A 20,691-nucleotide genomic window follows, 5' to 3' on the forward strand; every position below is an offset into this window, starting at 1 on the left:
CAACCCGCCGGGACGACTGCCGGGCAGCCTGCCGGGCAACCCGCCGGGCCGCCTGCCGGGCAACCCGCCGGGCCGCCTGCCGGGCCGCCTGCCGGGCCGCCTGCCGGGCCGCCCGCCGGTCAACCCGCCGGGCCGCCTGCCGGGCAACCCGCCGAGCCGCCTGCCGGGCAACCCACCGGGCAACCCCTCCTCCCCCACGGCCCCCACGGCCCCCACGGCCCCCACATCACCCTCCCCCCTGACTCCGGCATGTCCGGCACCGGTGCGAGCGAGGCCCAGCGAGCCCACGCCGACGACCTGGTCCGCCGCTTCACCGAGCGGACCCGCACGTCGAAGGAGCTGGCCCAGCGGCACCGGACGGTGCTGGCGGACAGCCGGGCCGTGGTCGGCTTCCGGCGGGCGACGAAGGAGATGCAGTACCCGATCGCGGCCCGCTCGGCGCACGGCGCCCGGCTGACGGACGTCGACGGCAACGACTACACCGACATCACCATGGGCTTCGGCGCGCTGCTGCTCGGCCACGAGCCCGCGCCGGTGACGGAGGCCGTCCGCCGGCACCTCGCCGGCGGACTGCGCCTCGGACCGCGCTCCGAGGACACGGGTGTGGCCGCCGAACTGCTCGCGGAACTCACCGGCATGGAGCGGGTGGCGTTCGCGAACTCCGGCACCGAGGCCAACTCCGCCGCCCTGCGGCTCGCCCGCGCGACCACCGGACGCGACCGCGTGGTCATGTTCCGCGGCTCCTACCACGGTCACATCGACTCGGTCCTCGGCCGCCCGGGTCCCGACGGCCGCCACGCCGTCCCCGTCTCGCGCGGAATCCCCGCGAGCGCGGTGTCCGAACTCCTCGTCCTCGAATACGGCAGCCAGGAGAGCCTGGACGTCATCGACGAACTCGGCGACACGATCGCCGCGGTCCTCGTCGAACCGGTCCAGTGCCGCAACCCCGCCCTGCGTCCCGTCGCCTTCCTGCGCACGCTGCGGGAGCTGACCGCCCGGCGCCGAATCGTCCTCCTCTTCGACGAGATGCTCACCGGCCTGCGCCCCCACCCCCGCGGCGCCCAGCACCACTACGGCGTCGTCCCCGACCTGGCCACCTACGGCAAGGCCCTCGGCAGCGGTCACCCCATCGGCGCGATCGCGGGCCGCGCCGACCTCATGGACGGCATCGACGGCGGCTTCTGGCGGTACGGGGACGACAGCCGCCCGACGCGCGACACGACCTTCTTCGGCGGTACGTACATCCAGCACCCCCTGTCGATGGCCGCCGCCCGCGCGGTCCTCACCCACCTCAAGGAGCAGGGCCCGGGGCTCCAGCAGACGCTGAACGCCCGCACCGACGCGCTCGCCGCCGACCTCGACGACTTCTTCCGCGCCGAGGAATTCCCCCTGGAGACAGCCCACTTCGGGTCCATGTTCCGCTTCACCCACCGCGCCGACATGGAACTGCTCTACCACCACCTCCTCCTGCGCGGGATCTACGTCTGGGAGTGGCGCTCCTTCTACCTCTCCACCGCGCACACCGACACCGACGTCGAACGGATCACCGACGCGGTGAAGGACTCACTGCGGGAGCTGCGCGCGGGCGGTCACTTCCCGACGACGGCCCGCCGCAGCCGAAGTCACGGCCACGGCGACGCCTCCGAGCGGCCCGCCCCCGACTTCGGCGTCTACTTCTTCGGCGACCACCCCGACGGCGAGGACAGCGCCCAGGCCTACGAACGGCTGATCGAGACCGCACGCTTCGCCGACACCCACGACTTCAGCACGCTCTGGCTGCCCGAACGCCACTTCCACTCCTTCGGCGGCCTCTTCCCCAACCCGTCCGTCCTGGCCGCCGCGCTCGCCCGGGAGACCCACCGCATCCGTCTGCACGCGGGCTCGGTGGTCCTCCCGCTGCACGACCCCGTGCGGATCGCCGAGGAGTGGGCCGTGGCCGACAACCTCTCCGGCGGCCGGGTCGGCATCGGCTGCGCGAGCGGCTGGCACGCGAGCGACTTCGCCCTCCACCCCGACCGCTTCACCGACCGCGCCGAGATCGCCTTCCGACACCTGGAGGACGTACGGCGGTTGTGGCGCGGCGAGAGCGTCGCGCGCCGTACCGGCGAAGGGGACCCCATCGACGTACACCTGCACCCGCGGCCCGTGCAGGAGCTGCCGCCGATGTACCTGGCGACGTCCGGGCGGCGTGCCTCGTACGAGGAGGCGGCCCGCCGCGACCTCGGCATCGTCACCAACCTCATGAACCAGACGGTCGAGCAGCTCGCGGCGAACATCCGCCACTACCGCCGGCTGCGCGCCGGGAGCGGCCTCGACCCCGACGCGGGCCGCGTCACCGTCCTGCTCCACACCCACCTCGCCGAGGACCACGCCGCCGCCCGGGCCGCCGCGCGCGAGCCGATGAGCCGCTATCTGCGCTCCTCCCTCCAGATGCGTTCCGCCGCGAGCGTCCTCGGCGGACGCCCCGAGGATGTGGCAGACGCGAGCGAGGCCGACCTCGCCTACCTCTTCGGCCGCGCCTACGACCGCTACTGCGACCAACGGGCCCTGATCGGCTCCCCGGACACCTGCGCGGCCACCGTCGACGCGCTGCGGGCCGCGGGAGTCGACGAGATCGCCTCCCTGGTCGACTTCGGACTGCCGCCGGAGGAGATGCGGGCGGGCCTGGAGCAGCTGGACGTCCTGCGCCGCCGCTACCACGAGTCCCCGACGGAGCCGAAGAAGCCGAAGAGGCCCAAAGAACGGCGGGCTGCCGCGACCCCGGCCCAGCGCCGCCTCTGGCTCGCCGCCGCACTGATCGCCAACCCGGCCGCGTACAACGAGATCCAGGGCGTACGGCTGCGGGGTCCGCTGGACGTCGAGGCGCTGCGGACCGCCGTGGACGGCCTCGTCCGCCGCCACGACGGTCTGCGGACCGTGTTCGTGGCCGGGGGAGAGGGGGTCTTCCAGGTCGTACGGGAGGACCGGGACCGGGCACGTGCGGCCCTGACCGTCGACGACGTCCGGGACCGGGACGCCGACGACGTGATCCGGGCCGCCCTGCGGGAGGAGAGCACCCGCGCGTACGACCTCGCGTCGGGGCCGCTGTTCACGCCCCGGCTGCTGCGGCTCGCCGACGACGACCACGCGCTGATCCTCGCCATGCACCACCTCGTCACCGACGGCCACTCCGCCGGGCTGGTCGCCGCCGACCTCGGGGAGTTCTACCGGGCGGCGGTGGAGGGGCGCGCGCCCCGCTTCGAGCGGCCCGCCGGGAGCACGCTCGACACGATCGCGGTGACCGGGGGAGCGGACGACCTGGACTGGTGGCGCACCCACCTCGGGGACGGGCCGGGCGCGCCCGCGCTGCCCACGGACCGGCCGCGCACCCGTACCGTCGCCGGACGCGGCGGGGCCGTGGGGCTGCGGCTCGGCCCGGAGCGGGCGGGGCGGCTGCGGGAGTGGAGCGGGCGGCAAGGGGCCACCCTGTTCGCGACGCTGCTCACCGCCTGGCGGATCGTGCTGCGCCAGTACGCCGGACAGGACGACTTCGTCATCGGGTCCACCTTCGGCCGCCGCACCCCCGAGACGCGTGACACCGTCGGCTTCCACGTGTCCCTGCTGCCCCTGCGCGGAACCCTGACCGACGGCACGACTCTCACCGACGCCGTACGCGCCACCCGGGACACGCTCTTCGCCGCCGATGCCCGCCGACACGTCGACCTGGACGCCCTGTCGGCGTCCCGCCACCCCGACCCGGGCAACCCGCGCCCCCTCGTCACGGTCTCCGCGGACCTCGACACCGCACCCCTGACCGCACTCGCCCTGCCCGGCCTGCGCGCCACCCCCCTCGACGGCGGCACCGAGTCCGCACCCCTCGAACTCGCCCTCATGGCGACCCGGCTCCCCGACGGAGACCTCGACCTGCGCCTCCGCTACGACGCCGACCTGTTCGACGAGTCGACGGCACGAGGGTGCCTGGTCCGTCTGGAGGACGCGCTGACCACCATGACGGCGGGCGCCGCGGAGACGGTCGGCGACCTGACACCGGGTTCCGTCACCCCGGGCACTCCCGACGGCGCCCACCGTCTGCGTACCCTCTGGCAGCACACCCTCGGCTTCGCGGGTGATCTCGGCCCGGACGCCAACTTCTTCGAGCTCGGGGGGAATTCGATCGGCGCGATCAGGCTGGTGAACCGGGTCCGGGACAGCTTCGGCGTGGAATACCCCTTGGCGGACTTCTTCGCCGACGCCACGCTGGGGGCGATGACCGCCCGGCTCGCGCCACCCCGGGGCGTGACCGTGGTGGACACGGCGCCCGTCAGCGACCAGCAGGCCCGCATGATCGCGGGCGTCCTGGGCATGCCCCGCCCCGAGGTGTGGAACATCCCCACCCGGATCCGTTTCACCGGCCCCCTGGACGTGGCCGCCCTGCGCACCGCGGTGGCCGGGCTGCTCGACCGCCACCACGGACTGCGGTGCCGCTTCGTACCCGGAGACGGGCGGCCGGTCCCGTCGCACGGAACGGACGACGGGACCGGCTGGCGGCAGGAGGTTCTCGACGTGCCGCCCCCGGCGCTTCCCGTCGAGGACCTCACCGGCATCGCGGCGGAGTCCGAACGGCTCGCGCGCGCCGAGGAGTTGTGCCGGGAAACCGCCGCGACGCCCATCACGGTGACCGGCTCCGTACTGCCCGTACTGCCCGTCCTGCGGCTGCTGCGCGTCGCGCCCGACCGGTGGACGCTGATGTTCGTCGTGCACCACATCTGCGTCGACGGCTGGTCCCTCTCCCTCCTCCTGGACGAGCTCGCCGCGCTCTACACGGCCGCCGCCGCGCGCCGCCCGCACGGTCTGCCCGAACCGGCGGCGCAGTGCACGGACTACGCCCGCTGGCAGCGCGAGCACGCCGACCCGGCCGAGGAGGCCCGCAGGACGGCGTACTGGACCCGGTATCTGGAGGGGATCCCGGCCACGGTCGAGATCCCCGGCGACCGGGCCCGGCCCGCCGTGCCGAGCGGACACGGCGACACCCTGCGCGGAACCGCGTCCGGTGAACTGCGCAGAGCCGTCGAGAAGTTGGCGGCGGCCCGGCACACCACGCCCTTCGGGGTCGCGGCCACGGCGCTCGGCGTTCTGGTCGCCCGCCGGTCCGGGGCGCGGGACATTGCGATGGGCACGCCGTACGCCCACCGCGAGCGCAGCGCGTTCGAGTCGATGATCGCGCTGACGTCGACCGGCGTGGTCGTCCGGGTGACGCCCGACCCGGACGAGACGCGCGGCGCCCTCGTGGAGCGCACCGGCGCCGGCGCCCTGGAGGCGACGGCCCACGTCCTGCCGACCGCGCGGATCGTGCGCGCCCTGCGCGAGAGCGGCGCCCGCGCGGTGCCCGAGCGCTTCCCGCTGACCATCGCCTTCCAGAACTCCCTGGACACGGACATCGAGATCCCCGGACTCGACGTCGAGGTCGACGACCTCGCCCCGCCCGTGTCCCGCGGTGACCTCTCCTTCGGTCTCGCCCCGCGCCGCGACCCGGCCAAGGGCTACCGCACCTTTCTGGAGTACTCCGCCGATCTGTGGGACCCCGCCACGGCTCAGGAGCTGCTCGACGACTGGCAGGCCGTCCTCGCCGAACTGTGCACTCGGCCGGACGCGCCCGTCGCTCCACTCCTCAACCCTCTCCAGCCCCTCCGAAAGGCGTGAGCGCCCATGTCCCCCACACATGACCGCAGTCACAGCGACGATCTGCTCTCCTTCATCCGCTCCAGCCCCTCGCCCTACCACGTGGTCGCGAACGCGGCCCAGCGCCTGGAGAAGGCGGGCTTCCAGGAGCTGCGCGAGACGGACGACTGGACGGCTGGTGCCGAGGGCGGCCGGTATGTCGTCCGCGCCGGAGCACTGCTCGCCTGGTACGTCCCCGCGGGCGCCCCGGCCCGCACCCCGTTCAGGATCGTCGGCGCCCACACCGACTCCCCGAACCTGCGGATCAAGCCCGAGCCCGACACCGGCTCCGCGGGCTGGCGGCAGATCGCCGTGGAGATCTACGGCGGCGTCCCCCACAACACCTGGCTCGACCGCGACCTCGGTGTCTCGGGCCGGCTGACGCTGCGTGACGGAGCCAGCCGCCTCGTCTGCGTCGACCGGCCGCTGCTGCGCGTGCCCCAGCTCGCCATCCACCTCGACCGTGCCGTCAACGAAGGCGTCGCTCTCGACCCGCAGCTGCACATGACCCCGCTGTGGGGACTCGGCCCCGCCCGGCCCGGCGCCCTGCTCGCCCGGGTCGCCGCCGAGGCGGACACCGACGTCGCCGAGGTCCTCGGCTGGGACCTGATGCTGCACGACATCCAGCCGCCCGGCTACCTCGGCGCCGACGAGGAGTTCCTCGTCTCACCGCGTCTGGACAACCAGATCTCCGTGCACGCGGGCGTCACCGCGCTGGTCGCCGCCGCCACCGCCGCCCGGCCGCCCGCCCACATCCCGGTGCTCGCCGCCTTCGACCACGAGGAGGTCGGCAGCGGCTCCCAGTCGGGCGCCCAGGGCCCCCTGCTGGAGCGGGTGCTCGGCCGGTCCGTCGCCGCGCGCGGCGGCAGCGCCGAGGACTTCAACCGGGCCCTCGCCGGCGCCTTCTGCGTCTCCGCCGACATGTCGCACGCCGTGCACCCCAACTACGCCGAACGCCACGACCCGGACCACCACCCCCTCCCCAACGGCGGCCCCGTCGTCAAGGTCAACGTCAACCAGCGGTACGCCACCGACGGCACCGGAGTCGCCGCCTTCGCCGCGGCCTGCGAGCGCGCCGAGGTGCCCTGGCAGCCGTTCGTCTCCCACAACGCCATGCCGTGCGGCACCTCGATCGGCCCGATCACCGCGGCCCGGCTGGGAGTCGCCACCGTCGACGTGGGCGTACCGGGGCTGTCGATGCACTCCGCGCGGGAGCTGTGCGGGGCGCAGGACCCCGGTCTGCTGGCCCGGGTCCTCACCGAGTTCGTCACCACGGGCTGAGCCCCGGCCCTCTTGTATCCGGAACCGAGACCCGGGAGCGATGTCAGCAGTGGAAGAGACCCACCTTGTCTGTCTGCCCTTCGCCGGGGCGGGCGCGTCCTTCTTCAAGCCGTGGCAGGACCGGGCGCCGGCGGACCTGTGCGTCCTGCCGGTGCAACTCCCCGGCCGCGAGGAGCGGTTCGTGGAGGAGCCGCACACGGACGCGGTGCGGGCGGCCGCCGAGGCGCACACCCAGGTGACCCGGCAGCTCCCGGAGGGCGCGCGGGTGGCGGTGTTCGGGCACAGCCTTGGCGCGGTGCTCGGCTTCGAGCTGGCACACCGGCTGGAGGCCGAGCCCGGCGTCCGCCTCGACGCCCTCGTCGTCAGCGGCGCGCCGGGCCCGTGGAGCGGCCGCGCGGACCGGGCGAGCGGTCTGCCCGACGCGGAGTTCCTGGCCCGGGTGCGCACCTTCGCCGGGTACGCGCACCCGGCCCTGGAGCACCCGGAGATGCGCGAGCTGCTGCTCCCGCTGCTGCGGGCCGACGTACGGATGCACGAGACGTACCGGCCCGCCTGCGACCGCCCGCTCGCCGCCCCGGTCCTCGCCCTGCGCGGCCGCGACGACGAGCTGGTGAGCGCGGCCCAGGCCGCCGAGTGGTCCCGCGCCACCACCGGAAAGCTCACCACGGCGGAACTGGACGGCGGCCACATGTACCCGACGGAGAACCCGGGCGCCCTCCTGCGTCTGATCGGGGCCGAACTCCGCGCCGGACGTGCCAGGTGAGTGAGCGGGGCGAGCTGGTGAGCGCGGTGAGCCCGGGCGGTCCCAGGCTCTCGGGCAAGGTCGCCCTCGTCACCGGCGCGGCCCGCGGCATCGGCCGGGCGACCGCCGTCGCGTTCGCCCGCGAGGGCGCCGACCTGATGCTCCTGGACATCGCGGCGGACCTCCCGGGTGTGCCCTACCCGCTGGGCTCCGAGAGCCAGTTGGCGCACACGGCGGAGCTCTGCCGGGAGACGGGCGCCGCCGTCCGTACGGCCCGGGTCGACGTACGGGACCTGGCCGCGGTGGAGACGGCGGTGAAGGAGACGACGGCCCGCTTCGGGCGGCTCGACGTCCTCGTCAACAACGCCGGGATCGCCGCGCCCTCCGGCCGGGCCGCCCACGAGATCGAGGAGCACGAGTGGCAGCTGATGCTGGACGTGGACCTCTCCGGGGCCTGGCGCACGATCCGCGCGGCGGGCGCCCTGATGACCGCGCGGGGCGCCGGCTCGATCATCAACATCGCCTCCACGGCCGGGCTCGTCGGCTACCGCCACTTCGCCGGGTACGTCGCCGCCAAGCACGGCCTGATCGGCCTGACCAAGGCGGTCGCCCTCGACTACGCGCCCCGCCGGGTGCGCGTCAACGCCATCTGCCCCGGCTCTGTCCGCGACGACCCCCGTGTGGAGGGCCGGATGCTCGCCGAGATCGCCCGCGCCCTGGACGTGCCGGTCGCCGAGCACGAGCAGACCTTCGTCCAGGCCCAGCCCATGAACGCCCTCGTCGAACCGGACGACGTCGCCACCGCCGCCCTCTGGCTCGCCTCCGACGAGTCCCGCCAGGTGACCGGCACCGTCCTCACGGTCGACGGAGGTTTCTCGGCCCGCTAGGTCCTGTCGTCGAAATCCCGTCGCCCGCCCGGAGGGCGGGCCATGGCGTCGCGGGGCGGACGGGAATGTGACGACAGGGCCCAGGCCCTCGCCCCACGGTTGGAGACCGAACGTGACGTGTCACGCCCTTGCCGCGCGCCTTCCCGCCGCCGTCGATCCCGGGCCCCTCCTCGACGCGGCCGTACGTGGCTGGTGGCCCGACCTGCCCGAGCGGTGGCCGGTGTTGTGGAGCGACGCGGTGCCCGCGCGGTTCGCCGTACACCGGCTGCGGACCGAACTCCACCGGCCGCTGGACCCATCGGGCCCGGCGTTCCGCGCGGTCCTGCTGCGGTACGAGGGCGGGGGCACAGGAGTCGAGGACGGGGGCGCCCATCTGGTGCTGGTGGCCGACCACGCGGTGCTGACCCCGGCCGCGCTCCAGGACATCGCGCACGTCCTGCTCGGGCACCGCCCCGCCGCCGAAGTGACCGTTCCGCTCGGCGGCCATGAACCGCCGAGAGGCTCGCTCCGGACCCGTGTCGGCTGGGCGACGGGTGACGAGGGCGCCGGTGACCGGACGGGCGTGGTCCCTGTCCCGGCGCCGGCCGGGACCCCAGCCGCCCTTGTCCTCGCCGCCGCCCTGGTCCTCGCCCGCTACGAACACCGCGATCCGGGGGACGCACTGCCCGCGTACGCCACGGTCCTCGACGACCCGGGCCCGGGGGACCCTGCCTTCAGCCACCGACTCCCTTTCCAGTCGGTCCCCTTCCCGCTGACTCTGGTCCCCCGAGGGGCCACGGTCGAGCTGCACCACCGGCTCCGGCACATCGATGACGCCTCCGCCCGGGACTTCGCCCGCCACCTCATCCATGTGCACGGTCAGCTGGGCCGGGTCCCCCTCGCGGAGATCGAGCTGGTCCCCCGCGAGGAGGCCGAGCGCCTGCTCGCGCCCCCCGCCGCGAAACCCCGGCCCGACGACGCCACTGGTACAGCCCCCACCCGTACAGGCCCCATTGGTACAGCCCCCACCCGTACAGGCCCCATTGGTACAGCCCCCACTCGTACAGGCCCCATTGGTACAGCCCCCACTCGTACAGGCCCCATTGGTACAGCCCCCACCCGTACAGCCCCCACTCGTACAGGCCCCATTGGTACAGCCCCCACTCGTACAGGCCCCATTGGTACAGCCCCCACCCATACAGCCCCCACCCGTATCGACACCGCCTTCGACGCCCGAGCCGACCGCCACCCCGACGCCCCCGCTCTCACCCACGACGGCACCACGACGACGTACGGGGCACTGCGCGAGCGCGCCGAGCGCCTCGCCGCAGGACTGCGCGCCGCCGGGGTACGCCCCGGTGACAGGGTCGGCATCCGGCTGGAGCGGGGCGCCGACCTGGTGGCCACGATGCTCGCGGTGCTGAAGGCGGGCGCGGCGTACGTACCGATGGACCCGGCGCACCCCGAGGAGCGCCTCGACCGCACGGCGCGCGACGCGGGCGTACGGCTGGTCGTCCGGGACACCGCGCCCCACCTGGGCGTCGCGCGGGCCGACCGGCTGCCAAAGGGCTCCCCGCGGGATCCCGCCTACGTCATCCACACCTCCGGTTCGACCGGCCGCCCCAAGGGGGTCGTCGTCCCCCACGCCAATGTCCTCGCCCTCCTCGACGCCACCCGCGAGGACTTCGCCCTCACCGCCGAAGACACCTGGACGTTCTTCCACTCCGGGGCCTTCGACTTCTCGGTGTGGGAGATCTGGGGCGCCCTGCTGACCGGCGCCCGGCTGGTGGTCGTGGACCACTGGGTGGCGCGCTCGCCGGAGGACTTCCACGCGCTGCTCGTACGGGAGTCGGTGACCGTCCTCAGCCAGACCCCGTCGGCCTTCGGGCAGTTGCGGGCGGTGGACCGGAGCGCGAAGGAACGGCTTTCGGTGCGGCTGGTGGTGCTGGGCGGGGAGGCGCTGGACACCCGGCCGTTGCTCGGCTGGTTCGACCACCACCCGGAGAACCGCTGCCGCCTGGTCAACATGTACGGGATCACGGAGACCACCGTCCACGTCACCGCGGCGACCGTCACCCGGCGCGAGGCTCTGGCAGCTTCCCGCTCGGTGGGCCGCCCGCTGCCCGGCTGGGCGGTGTCGGTGCGCGACGAGCGGGGGCGCCCGCTGCCGACGGGCGCGGCGGGGGAGATCTGGGTGGGCGGGGCCGGACTCGCCCTCGGTTATCTGGGGCGGCCCGAGCTGACGGCCGAGCGGTTCGTGAACGATCCGTACGGACCTGGCCGGTGGTATCGCAGCGGTGACCTGGGGCGGCTGCGCGCCGACGGTTCACTGGAGTACCTGGGGCGGATCGACAGTCAGGTGAAGGTGCGCGGACACCGGATCGAACCGGACGAGATCCGGGCGGTGCTGCTGGAGGACCCGGTGGTCACGGCGGTGGCGGTGGTACTGAGCGGGGACGCCTTCGAGGACGCGGCGGGGGTGCGGATCGACGCGTATGTCGTGGCCGACGGGGACACCGGCGACGTACGCCGTCGGGCCGCCCGGCTGCTGCCCGACCACATGCTGCCGACGACCGTCACCGCCGTCCCCGCGCTGCCGCTCACCCCGAACGGCAAGCTGGACCGCGACCGTCTGCCGGCGCCGGCACCCACGAGGCCCGTACCGGTGCCCGCGCCCGCCGGAGACCTGGTGCCTGCGCCCGCCGGAGACCTGGTGACGACCCCCATCGGAGACCTGGTGCCTGCGCCCGCCGGAGACCTGGTGACGACCCCTACCGGAGACCTGGTGACGGCCCTCGCCGGAGTCTGGGCGGAGATCCTCGGTGTCCCCGTCGGCCCGGACGACAACTTCTTCGAGCTCGGCGGGAACTCGCTCTACGCGATCCGTGTCGGCACCGCCCTGCGGGAGCGCGGGCTGCCCGCGCTCCCCATGCGGCTGCTCTACACGACCCCGACGGCCCGCGCCCTCGCCGAGGCGCTGGGACATGCTTGAAGGCCCCCCACAATCGTGAAGGGCCTTCTCATGTGCGCCGCCAGGGACTCGAACCCCGGACCCGCTGATTAAGAGTCAGCTGCTCTAACCAACTGAGCTAGCGGCGCATGACTCCCGCCTCCCGCTCTCGCGGTCGGCGACAAAAGAAATACTACCTGGTCCGGACGGGTGCTTCCGACCACCCAGCGCCTGATCCCGAAGAGCGGGTCCTAGATGGCCAGGGAGAGCAGGACGGGGGCGGCGCCGCGGTTGAGGGTGTCGGCGGCGCGGCGCAGGCGGTGGGCGTGTTCGACCGGGAGGGAGAGGGCGAGGCAGCCGACCGAGGAGCCCGCGGTGATGGGGACGGCCGCGCAGACCGTGCCGATCGCGTACTCCTGGAGGTCGAGCACCGGCACCGTGGCCGGCTGGGCGTCGAGCCGGGACAGCAGCAGCCGCTCGTTGGTGATGGTCCGCGAGGTGAGGCGGGCCATCCTGTGGCGGGAGAGATGGTCGCGCCGGGCGTTCAGGTCGAGCTGGCCGAGGAGGCTCTTGCCGACCGCGCTGGCGTGGGCCGAGGAACGGAAGTCCACCCATTCGTTGACCGCGGGGGTCGCGGGACCCTCGGCGCACTGGGTGACGTGCACCTCGCCGTCGATGTAGCGGCTGATGTAGATCGCGGCGCCGACCGAGTCGCGCAGCCGGTCGATGGTCTGCTGGAGTTTCTCGCGCAGCGCCTGGTCGCGACCGTGGGCGGAGCCCAGCCGGCCGAGGGCGGCACCGGCGACGTACGCGCCGTCGATGACCTGCTCGACGTACCCCTCCCGGCGCAGCATCCGCAGCAGCACGGTCAGGCGCTCCGTGCCGAGGCCCGTCTGGCGGGCCAGCTCGACGTCGGTGACGCCGCCGGAGTGCCGGGCCACCGTCTCCAGGACGCGCAGGGCGTCCTGGGCCGAGTGGTACGGCGCGGTCGGCTCGTTCATCAGCGCCACGGTTTCCCCCTGCGCTTTCTGGGCCATCGATCCGGACAGCTGAGCTCCTCCACGATAACTGTCAAACGCTCGGTGGGGAGGGGCTGTTGGCGAGAAAGTCGGCGCGCTCCGGTTCGCTTAGCAGGAGTGCGACACTCTGGCATATGCCTATGTCATGGCTTGGTGGGCATGCCGCGCGGTCCGGACCTCGCGCCTTGTCGCGTTCACTGCTTGTAGTCACAGGATCGCGCTGAGGAATTCCCGGGTCCTTTCGTGCTCCGGATCGGTGAAGATCCGGTCGGGCGGACCGGACTCTATGACATGGCCGGAATCGAACATCAGTACCTGGTCCGAGATGTCGCGGGCGAAATTCATCTCGTGGGTCACACAGAGCATGGTGATGTCGGTGGTGCGGGCGATGTCACGGAGGACGTCGAGGACGCCCGTGACCAGTTCGGGGTCGAGCGCGGACGTGACCTCGTCCAGGAGCAGTACCTGGGGCCGCATCGCCAGCGCCCGTGCGATCGCCACCCGCTGCTGCTGTCCGCCGGACAGCTGACTCGGGTAGGCGTCGCACTTGTCCGCGAGACCCACCATCTCCAGCAGCTCCCGGGCCCGCGCCTCGGCCTCGTCCCTGGACAGCCCGAGGACGGTGACCGGTGCCTCGGTGATGTTGCGGAGCACCTTCATGTTCGGGAAGAGGTTGAACTGCTGGAAGACCATCCCGATCTTCTTGCGAACCTCCCGGATCTGCTTCTCGGGGGCCGGGTGGAGCCGCTCACCGGCGACCGTGATCGTGCCCTCGTCGGGCTTGGCCAGGGTCATCAGCAGCCGCAGGATCGTCGTCTTGCCGGAGCCGGACGGGCCGATCAGGGTGACGTGCTTGCCGGAGTCGACGCGGAAGTCGAGGCCGTCGAGGACGGTGTTGTCCCCGAAGCGCTTGGTGACCTTGTCGAAACGGATCAGCTCGCCGCCGTCCACCGGAGGATTGGCCGTGTTGTCGGCTTTCTCCGCGGGGTTCGTAGAGGTGTCGAGGGGGGTGTCAGCGGACAAGACGTCGCTCCAGGGCTCGCAGAAGGAGGGAAGCCGGATAGGAAATGAGGATGAAGGCCACGCCGATGACCGTGAGCGGCTCGGTGAACTGGAAGTGCTCCTGCGAGTACACCCGCGCCTCACCGAGCATCTCCAGCACGGTGATCGCCATCAGCATCGGGGTGTCCTTGAGCATCGAGATGACGTAGTTGCCGAGTGCGGGCACCACCCGGCGGATCGCCTGCGGCAGGATCACCGCGGTCCAGGTGCGCCGCAGCGGCAGGTTGAGCGCGGTGGCCGCTTCCCACTGGCCGGCCGGCACGCCCTCGATACCGGCCCGGTAGACCTGCATCGTGTACGTCGAGTAGTGCAGCCCGATCGCGACGACACCGGTGGTCAGCGCGGAGAACGTGATGTTCCACTCGGGCAGCACGTAGAAGAGGAAGAACAGCTGCACCAGCAGCGGGGTGTTGCGGATGAACTCCGTGACGACCCCGACCGGCCAGCGCACCCAGCGGGTCGGCGTGCGCATCAGCAGCGCCCACACCAGACCCAGGGCGAAGGAGATCACCGAGCCGAGTGCCAGTGCCTGCAGGGTGACCAGCAGTCCGTCCCGGAAGTGCGGCATGAAATCGCGCACCGCGCCCCAGTCCCAGTTCATGCGGCACCTCCCGTCGCTCCGACGCCCGTGGCTTCCGCGCGCCGCAAGGTGCTTGTGGCGGGCTGGGGCGCCTTGCCGATCCCGGCCTTCAGCCGCCGCTCCAGCGCGCGCATCAGCCGGGTGATCACGAAGGCGATCGCGAAGTAGATCAGCAGGACGTACGCGTAGATCTCCGCGCTCTCCTGGAGCGCGAGCCGCACGAGGTTGCCGCTGAACGTCAGATCGCCCATGCCCATGATCGACACCAGGGCCGTGCCCTTGAGCAGTTCGACCAGCAGGTTGCAGAAGGAGGGGATCATCTCGGGTACCGCCTGCGGCAGCAGGATCAGCCGCATCCGCTGCCAGGGCGTGAAGCCGAGCGCGATGCCGCCCTCGCGCTGGGCGGGATCGACGGCGTTCAGGGCGCCGCGCACGATCTCACTGCCGTACGCCCCGTAGGTCAGCCCCAGCGCCAGCGTCCCCGCCCACATCGGGACGAGCTGCCAGCCGAAGGCGAGCGGCAGCACGAAGTACACCCAGAAGATCATGATCAGGGCGGAGGTGCCGCGGAACACCTCGGTGTAGACGCCCGCGAGGAAGCGGACGATCCACCGCCGCGAGGTGCGCGCGACACCGACGGCGAACGAGACGGCACCGGCCACCAGCGAGCTGAGGAACAGCAACTGGACGGTGACCCAGACACCTTTGAGTACGAGTTCCCAGAGTCCCGAGGTCATCCGCGGCAGAGCTCCTTCGCGGTCATGTCGGTCATCTCGGCCCGGGTGAACCCGAAAGGCCGCAGGATGCGGAACAACTCCCCGCTGGCCTTCAGCTTCTTCAGTTCCACGTTGAAGGCGTCGCGCAGCCGCGTCTCGGCGGAACGGAAAGCGAAGCCGCCGCCGTCGACGTGCGGCTTGCCCTGCACCAGGGGCGTGAACGGCTTCGTGCTCTCGGCCTTGCGGGACTTCCTGACCACCTCGCGCGTGGTCAGCGCGGTCCCGGCGAAGACGTCGACACGGCCTGCCTCGACCGCGTTCAGCCCGGCGACCTGATCCGGCACGATCAGGATGTCGCTCTCCTTGTACCCGGCCTCGACGGCGTACTGGATCTCGGCGTACCCGGTGCCGGTCGCGAATCTGGCCTTCTTCGCCACGACGTCCTTGTAGTCGTGCAGGCCCTTCGGATTGCCCTTGCGCACGATGAAGGCGTCCAGCATCTGGTAGTCCGGGTCGGCGAAGACGACCTGCTGACAGCGTTCCGGGTTGATGTACATCCCCGCGGACACGACGTCGAACTGCTGTGAGTTGAGTCCGGGAATGAGCGAGCCGAACTCGGTCGGCACGGGCTGCACCCGGTCGACGCCCAGCCGCTTGAAGATCACCTTGGCGAGTTCGGGCGCCTCGCCGGTCAGTTCACCGTTCCTGTCGATGTAGCCGAACGGGATCTCACCGGCTATGCCCAGCCGTACGACGCCCTGCGCCTTGAGCCGGCCGAGGAGATCACCGCCGCTGTCGGACGCGGTGGCGACCCGGGTGCAGCCGGCGGCGCCCAGCGCGCCGGCGGCACCGAGCGCGGAGACACCCGCGAGCAGCGACCGCCGACTCGGACTTCGTTTCTCCGCGTCGGTCCCGTCATTCCCGTCATTCCTGAGTGGTGGAGCCATGGCCGCGCGGCTACCCGAGAGCATGCGAAGTATTCGGATCGATTTCGGCCCCGTACGACGGAGAGTGACGTCGAGGCACCCTTGACTCCGGGGAGACCATGGAATGCATGGCTGATCGATTCATCGAGGTCTCGCTGGTCGAGCGAGGAATCCACTGCACGGCGAAACTGCTGGACGACCGGGCGCCGATCACCTGCGCGGCGGTATGGGACGCGCTTCCCCTGGGCGGCGACGTCTACCACGCGAAGTACGCGCGCAATGAGATCTACGCCCTTTTCCCGCCTTTCGTGAAATCGGCCACCACTGGAAAATCCGACAGTTACCCCCATTCCTGGAGACCTCTGTTATTTCGCCTTCGCGGGCACGGAACTGGGCACCAAGGCCTACGGCTACGACACCGACGTGCGCCCCGGCACCACGGTCGTCGACCTCGCCCTCTTCTACGAACGCAACAACCTGCTGCTCAACGGGGACGTGGGCTGGGTCCCGGGCATCGTCTGGGGCCAGGTGACCGAGGGACTGGAGGCGATGGCCGAGGCGTGCAACGACCTCTGGCGCTCGGGCGCCCAGGGCGAGACGCTCAGCTTCCGTAGGGCGTAGGGCCGTGGGGCTCAGGGGCGCTTCCGTAGGGCATAGGGCGTAGGGCGTAGGGCGTAGGGCCGTGGGGCTCAGGGGCGTCCCTGGAACCCCGGCGGCGGAGCCACCCCCGCGGCGCCCGTCTCGTAGAGGGCGTGTGCCGTGCGCAGGACGACGTCGTCGCGGTGGCGGGCGGCGACGATCTGCAGGCCTACCGGGAGGCCGTCGCCGTCCGTGCCGACCGGGACGCTCGCGGCGGGCTGCTGGGTCATGTTGAAGGGGTACGTGAACGGGGTCCACCCCGTCCAGCGGCGGTGACCGGAGCCCGGCGGCACCTCCACCCCCGCCGCGAACGCCGTCAGCGGCAGGGTCGGCGTCACCAGTACGTCGTACGACTCGTGGAAGCGCCCCATCCGCCGTCCGAGCTCCATCCGGACGTCCACCGCGGCCAGGTAGTCCAGCGCGCTGGACCGGGCGCCCCGTGCGCAGATCTCCCGCAGCCCCGGGTCCAGCGACTCCCGCTGCTGTGGCCCGAGCCGCTGGGCCACCCGGGCCGCACCGCCGAACCACAGGACGTGGAAGGCCTCCACCGGGTCGGTGAGATCGGGGTCGGCCTCGGTGACGTACGCGCCGAGCCCCGCGAGCCGCTCCACCGCCCGCCGCACCGCCGCCGCGACGGCCGGCTGGACCGCGACCTGCCCGCCGAGGGACGGCGAGTACGCGACCCGCAGCCCGCGCACCCCACCATCGAGGGCCTCGACGAACGACCCGTCCACCGGCCCGAGCGCCGACCAGTCACGGGCGTCCGGCCCGCTGATCACGTCCATCATCAGCGCCGCGTCGGCCGCGTCCCGTGTCATCGGCCCCACGTGCGAGAGCGTCCCGAACGCGCTCGCGGGGTACAGCGGCACCCTCCCGTACGTCGGTTTCAGACCGAAGATCCCGCAGAACGCGGCCGGGATGCGCACACTGCCGCCCCCGTCCGTGCCCAGCGCCAGCGGTCCCGCCCCGAGCGCGACGGCCGCCGCGCTGCCGCCGCTGGAGCCGCCCGCCGTGCGCGTGACGTCGTACGGATTGCGGGTGACCCCCGACAGCGGCGAATCCGTGACGCCCTTCCAGCCGAACTCGGGTGTCGTCGTCTTCCCGAGGAACACCGCCCCGTGCTCGCGCAGCCGGGCGACGGACGGCGCGTCCTCGTCCCAACTCCCCTGTGGATCAACGGTCTTGGAGCCGCGAAGGGTCGGTCCGCCACGCAGCAGCAGGATGTCCTTGACGGAGACCGGTACCCCGTCCAGCAGCCCGGCCGGCTCACCCCGCCGCCAGCGGTCCGCGGACCGCGCCGCCCGCGCGAGGGCCGCGTCCGCGTCGAGACGTACGAACGCGTTCACCTCCCGCTGGATCTCCACGGCCTTGCGCAACGCCGCCCGCGTGGCGTCCACGGGGCTGAACTCGCCCTTGCGGTAGCCGTCGAGGAGTTGTACCGCGGTCAGCTCGACGAGTTCCGGCATCGGCCCCTCCAGGGGAAGTCGGGGAAGTCTCAGTGTCCCGGTACGTATCCGCGCTTCTTGTCGACCACGTTCGGCAGCGGTCTGCCCGCCTCCCAGCGCTCGTACATCTCCACGAACTGCGCCCCGAGTTCGTCCCGCCAGCCGACCGTGTCACCGCTCATGTGCGGCGACACGATCAGCCCGGGGACACCCCACAGCGGGCTGTCCGGGCCGAGCGGCTCGTCCTGGAAGACATCGAGGGCCGCGCCCGCGATCCACCGCTTCGACAGTGCCTCGGCGAGCGCGTCCTCGACGACCAACTGCCCCCGGCCGACGTTGATGAAGCGCGCCGAGGGCTGCATCATCCCGAAGCGCCGCGCGTCGAACATGCCGTACGTGGCCTCGGTGAGCGGCGCCGCCGACACCACCCAGTCGGCGCGCGCCATCAGCCGGTCGAGCTCCTCGGGCCCGTGGATCCCGGTGCGCGCGGTACGCCCCACCAGGGCCGTCGTCACCTCGAGTGCCTTGAGCGTCTTGACGATCGTCCGCCCGATCGGCCCGGAACCGACCACACACGCGCGGGTGCCCGCCACCCGCTGCGACTCCCGGTGCCGCCACTCCCGCTGCCGCTGCAGGTCCCACGTCCTCGGCAGGTCCTTGGCCATCGCGAGGACCAGTGCGGCGACGTACTCGGCGATCGGCCGGTCGAAGATCCCGCGCGCGTTGGTCACCACCGTGTCGGACGCGGCGAGTTCGGGACACATGAGGTGGTCGACGCCCGCGCTCGCCGTGTGCACCCAGCGCGGCCGGGGGCCCTCGCCGGGCCAGGCGCGGCGCACCGCGTGCGAGGTGAAGTCCCAGACCAGCAGAACGTCCGCGTGCGGCAGTCGCTCGGCCAGCGTCGACTCGTCGGCGTGCTCGATCCGCACCCGGCCGGTCAGTCTGCCGAGGCGCGGGAGCGGCTCGGCGTCCAGGACGAGGAGGGTGGTGCGGGATCCGGCGCCGGACCCGGATGCCCGGGGCGACGCGGATACGGGGCGGGGCGGGCGAGGGAAACCGTTTCGCAATGCGAGTCCGCTTTCCTGAGAGTTCCGAAGAGTCCCGAAGGGTTTCGGAGGCTTCCTGAGTTCCTGAGAGGACGAACCCGCGGGGCGGGTGGGGGTGGCCGGAGCCGTCTGCGTCTGAGATGCGCGGATTGACCACGCTCGCACCCGAACCTACCTTCGTCAACACGGACGCACACACGGTCCGTTGCCCCTTCGTCTCCCTTCGTGAGGCCGGTGCTGCCATGGACGTCTCCTTTCTCGGCGGCCCCCGCCCGCAGCGCGGGATCGGCGTCGTCGCCCCCTTCGACTTCGCCCTCGACCGCGAGCTGTGGCGCTGGGTCCCCGACGACGTCTCCCTGCATCTGACCCGCACCCCGTTCGTGCCGGTCGAGGTGAGCCAGGACCTGGCCCGCCTGGTCTCCGAGCACGAGACGCTCTCCGACGCGGTCCGCGCGCTGAACGCGGTCGCGCCCGAGGTCGTGGCGTACGCGTGCACCTCCGGCAGTTTCGTGGGCGGGGTCGCTGTCACCGCTGGGTCACCCCTTCGGATGAATGCGGGAAGGGAGTGGCCTGGGTGCAGGGCGTCCGCCGGTAGGTTCGGTGGCGCCTCAGGCCACTGCGCTCGGGGTCTACCGCCGGGCTGGCGGGATGTCATGTCTGTGGAGCTGACGTAAGACTGCTGGGCGGCACACCGTCCCACGCCTTAACCGGGGCAGCGGTCGGCGGTGAAGCAGAAAGTCCGGTCAGTGATGGCCGGGCCCTCGCGAAGCGCGAGGGGAGGTCAACAGCTGCACCAACCTGCTGGTGCGCGGCGTGATTCCGCAGTTCACACGGAACTGCGGGACACGGCGCCCGTACGGGTACGGGAAAGTGTGGGCGTGCCCGCGTCACCTGGGTACCCGGGCGGTGGGCCCCTATCAGCGGCTGATCGATCAGTCCGCCCGCGGGGGACCTGTACTGCCGGAAGACAGGAAGGTTGGGCATGACCGCACTCGGATTCCTCTACCCGGGCCACTCGGCCGAGGACGACTACCCGCGCATCGAACAGCTCCTGGGCAGCGACGTCCGCCTGCAGCTGGTGCACACGGACATCGGGGAGGACGCCCACCGGATCGACGCGCTGCGCGAGATGGGCTCGGCGGCCCGGCTCTCGGCGGGCGTCGAGGAGTTGCGGCTGTCCGGCGCGGAGGCCGTGGTCTGGGCGTGCACCAGCGGCAGCTTCGTGTACGGCTGGGAGGGCGCCCACGAGCAGGTACGCGCCCTGGCCCGGGCCGCCGGGCTGCCCGCCTCCTCCACGTCCTTCGCGTTCGCGCACGCCGTCCGGGAGATCGGGGCCCGCAGGGTCGCGATCGCGGCGACCTATCCGCAGGACGTGGCGGACCTTTTCGCCGTGTTCCTTCGGGAGGCGGGGGTGGAGGTCGTGTCGAGCAGGGCCTCCGGCATCGTCACGGCGGCGGAGGTCGGGACCTGGGGCGAGGCACAGGTCCTCGAGCTCACCCGGGCCGGTGACCACCCCGACGCGGACGCCGTCCTTGTCCCCGACACGGCTCTCCATACGGCGGCGCACCTGTCGGCTCTGGAGAAGGACCTCTCCAAGCCGGTCCTCACCGCCAACCAGGTCACGGTCTGGGAGGCCCTGCGCCTCGCCGACCGCAAGGTGAACGCCCCCACCCTGGGCACCCTCTTCACGAAGGAGCCCATCATTCAGGTGTAACGCCCAGC

Annotated in this window: 13 protein-coding genes, 1 tRNA gene and 2 pseudogenes; 8 read left to right on the forward strand and 8 right to left on the reverse strand. The window is 72.4% G+C overall.

Features of this window, described 5'->3' with window-relative positions; genetic code table 11:
* The first annotated feature begins 249 nt into the window (after positions 1-249).
* The 5 genes from ABZ656_RS37910 to ABZ656_RS37930 all read left to right on the forward strand — a co-directional run bounded on the left by ABZ656_RS37910 (position 250) and on the right by ABZ656_RS37930 (position 11,578).
* Positions 250-5,679 (forward strand): MupA/Atu3671 family FMN-dependent luciferase-like monooxygenase, encoded by a 5,430-nt coding sequence (locus ABZ656_RS37910; RefSeq protein WP_360274364.1) that lies wholly within the window; start codon positions 250-252, stop codon positions 5,677-5,679.
* A 6-nt stretch (positions 5,680-5,685) separates the two neighbouring features.
* The gene (locus ABZ656_RS37915) at positions 5,686-6,978 is read left to right on the forward strand and encodes a M18 family aminopeptidase (protein ID WP_101404984.1); all 1,293 of its coding nucleotides are present in this window, start codon (positions 5,686-5,688) and stop codon (positions 6,976-6,978) included.
* A 40-nt stretch (positions 6,979-7,018) separates the two neighbouring features.
* Positions 7,019-7,741 (forward strand): alpha/beta fold hydrolase, encoded by a 723-nt coding sequence (locus ABZ656_RS37920; RefSeq protein ID WP_101404985.1) that lies wholly within the window; start codon positions 7,019-7,021, stop codon positions 7,739-7,741.
* The gene (locus ABZ656_RS37925) at positions 7,738-8,607 is read left to right on the forward strand and encodes a mycofactocin-coupled SDR family oxidoreductase (RefSeq protein WP_360274368.1); all 870 of its coding nucleotides are present in this window, start codon (positions 7,738-7,740) and stop codon (positions 8,605-8,607) included. Before ABZ656_RS37920 ends, ABZ656_RS37925 begins: the two co-directional genes overlap by 4 nt.
* Before the next feature lie 112 nt (positions 8,608-8,719).
* Complete coding sequence (locus tag ABZ656_RS37930; RefSeq protein ID WP_360274370.1) at positions 8,720-11,578, forward strand: amino acid adenylation domain-containing protein; 2,859 nt, start codon at positions 8,720-8,722, stop codon at positions 11,576-11,578.
* A 33-nt stretch (positions 11,579-11,611) separates the two neighbouring features.
* Here the strand turns inward: ABZ656_RS37930 and ABZ656_RS37935 are convergent.
* The 6 genes from ABZ656_RS37935 to ehuB all read right to left on the reverse strand — a co-directional run bounded on the left by ABZ656_RS37935 (position 11,612) and on the right by ehuB (position 15,860).
* Positions 11,612-11,685, reverse strand: a tRNA-Lys gene (locus ABZ656_RS37935).
* Positions 11,686-11,787: 102 nt separating this feature from the next.
* Positions 11,788-12,546 (reverse strand): IclR family transcriptional regulator C-terminal domain-containing protein, encoded by a 759-nt coding sequence (locus tag ABZ656_RS37940; protein WP_180362504.1) that lies wholly within the window; start codon positions 12,544-12,546, stop codon positions 11,788-11,790.
* A 216-nt stretch (positions 12,547-12,762) separates the two neighbouring features.
* Positions 12,763-13,506 carry an ectoine/hydroxyectoine ABC transporter ATP-binding protein EhuA gene (gene ehuA / locus ABZ656_RS37945; RefSeq protein WP_360274391.1) on the reverse strand — a complete coding sequence of 248 codons (744 nt, stop codon included), beginning with the start codon at positions 13,504-13,506 and terminating at the stop codon, positions 12,763-12,765.
* 61 nt (positions 13,507-13,567) lie between these two features.
* A complete protein-coding gene (gene ehuD, locus ABZ656_RS37950) occupies positions 13,568-14,218 on the reverse strand; it encodes an ectoine/hydroxyectoine ABC transporter permease subunit EhuD (RefSeq protein WP_101404988.1) in 651 nt (216 codons plus the stop codon).
* Positions 14,215-14,934, reverse strand: coding sequence for an ectoine/hydroxyectoine ABC transporter permease subunit EhuC (ehuC, locus tag ABZ656_RS37955; protein ID WP_101404989.1), 720 nt, complete (start codon positions 14,932-14,934; stop codon positions 14,215-14,217). The genes ehuD and ehuC overlap by 4 nt, the downstream gene beginning before the upstream one ends.
* Positions 14,931-15,860 carry an ectoine/hydroxyectoine ABC transporter substrate-binding protein EhuB gene (gene ehuB / locus ABZ656_RS37960; protein ID WP_360274374.1) on the reverse strand — a complete coding sequence of 310 codons (930 nt, stop codon included), beginning with the start codon at positions 15,858-15,860 and terminating at the stop codon, positions 14,931-14,933. Before ehuB ends, ehuC begins: the two co-directional genes overlap by 4 nt.
* A gap of 107 nt (positions 15,861-15,967) precedes the next feature.
* On the opposite strand from ehuB, the pseudogene ABZ656_RS37965 reads away from it, so the two are divergent.
* A pseudogene (locus ABZ656_RS37965) lies at positions 15,968-16,460 on the forward strand (DUF3830 family protein).
* A gap of 68 nt (positions 16,461-16,528) precedes the next feature.
* Here the strand turns inward: ABZ656_RS37965 and ABZ656_RS37970 are convergent.
* On the reverse strand, positions 16,529-17,944 hold the full coding sequence (locus ABZ656_RS37970) for an amidase (protein WP_360274377.1): 1,416 nt from the start codon (positions 17,942-17,944) through the stop codon (positions 16,529-16,531).
* A gap of 29 nt (positions 17,945-17,973) precedes the next feature.
* Positions 17,974-18,897 (reverse strand): D-2-hydroxyacid dehydrogenase, encoded by a 924-nt coding sequence (locus ABZ656_RS37975; RefSeq protein WP_101408103.1) that lies wholly within the window; start codon positions 18,895-18,897, stop codon positions 17,974-17,976.
* Between the two features lie 314 nt (positions 18,898-19,211).
* Between ABZ656_RS37975 and ABZ656_RS37980 the strand changes: the two are divergent.
* A pseudogene (locus tag ABZ656_RS37980) lies at positions 19,212-19,493 on the forward strand (decarboxylase); the annotation flags it as partial.
* A gap of 458 nt (positions 19,494-19,951) precedes the next feature.
* On the forward strand, positions 19,952-20,683 hold the full coding sequence (locus ABZ656_RS37985) for an aspartate/glutamate racemase family protein (RefSeq protein WP_101404991.1): 732 nt from the start codon (positions 19,952-19,954) through the stop codon (positions 20,681-20,683).
* The last annotated feature ends 8 nt before the right edge of the window (positions 20,684-20,691 follow it).

Source organism: Streptomyces sp. NPDC007095, assembly GCF_040634475.1.
Taxonomy (GTDB): domain Bacteria; phylum Actinomycetota; class Actinomycetes; order Streptomycetales; family Streptomycetaceae; genus Streptomyces.

Excerpts from the sequence above, each read along its gene's own strand:
- ABZ656_RS37910 (WP_360274364.1), top strand. The coding sequence starts at position 250 with ATGTCCGGCACCGGTGCGAGCGAGGCCCAGCGAGCCCACGCCGACGAC.
- ABZ656_RS37915 (WP_101404984.1), top strand. The coding sequence starts at position 5,686 with ATGTCCCCCACACATGACCGCAGTCACAGCGACGATCTGCTCTCCTTC.
- ABZ656_RS37920 (WP_101404985.1), top strand. The coding sequence starts at position 7,019 with ATGTCAGCAGTGGAAGAGACCCACCTTGTCTGTCTGCCCTTCGCCGGG.
- ehuD (WP_101404988.1), bottom strand. The coding sequence starts at position 14,218 with ATGAACTGGGACTGGGGCGCGGTGCGCGATTTCATGCCGCACTTCCGG.
- ehuC (WP_101404989.1), bottom strand. The coding sequence starts at position 14,934 with ATGACCTCGGGACTCTGGGAACTCGTACTCAAAGGTGTCTGGGTCACC.
- ehuB (WP_360274374.1), bottom strand. The coding sequence starts at position 15,860 with ATGGCTCCACCACTCAGGAATGACGGGAATGACGGGACCGACGCGGAG.
- ABZ656_RS37970 (WP_360274377.1), bottom strand. The coding sequence starts at position 17,944 with ATGCCGGAACTCGTCGAGCTGACCGCGGTACAACTCCTCGACGGCTAC.
- ABZ656_RS37985 (WP_101404991.1), top strand. The coding sequence starts at position 19,952 with ATGACCGCACTCGGATTCCTCTACCCGGGCCACTCGGCCGAGGACGAC.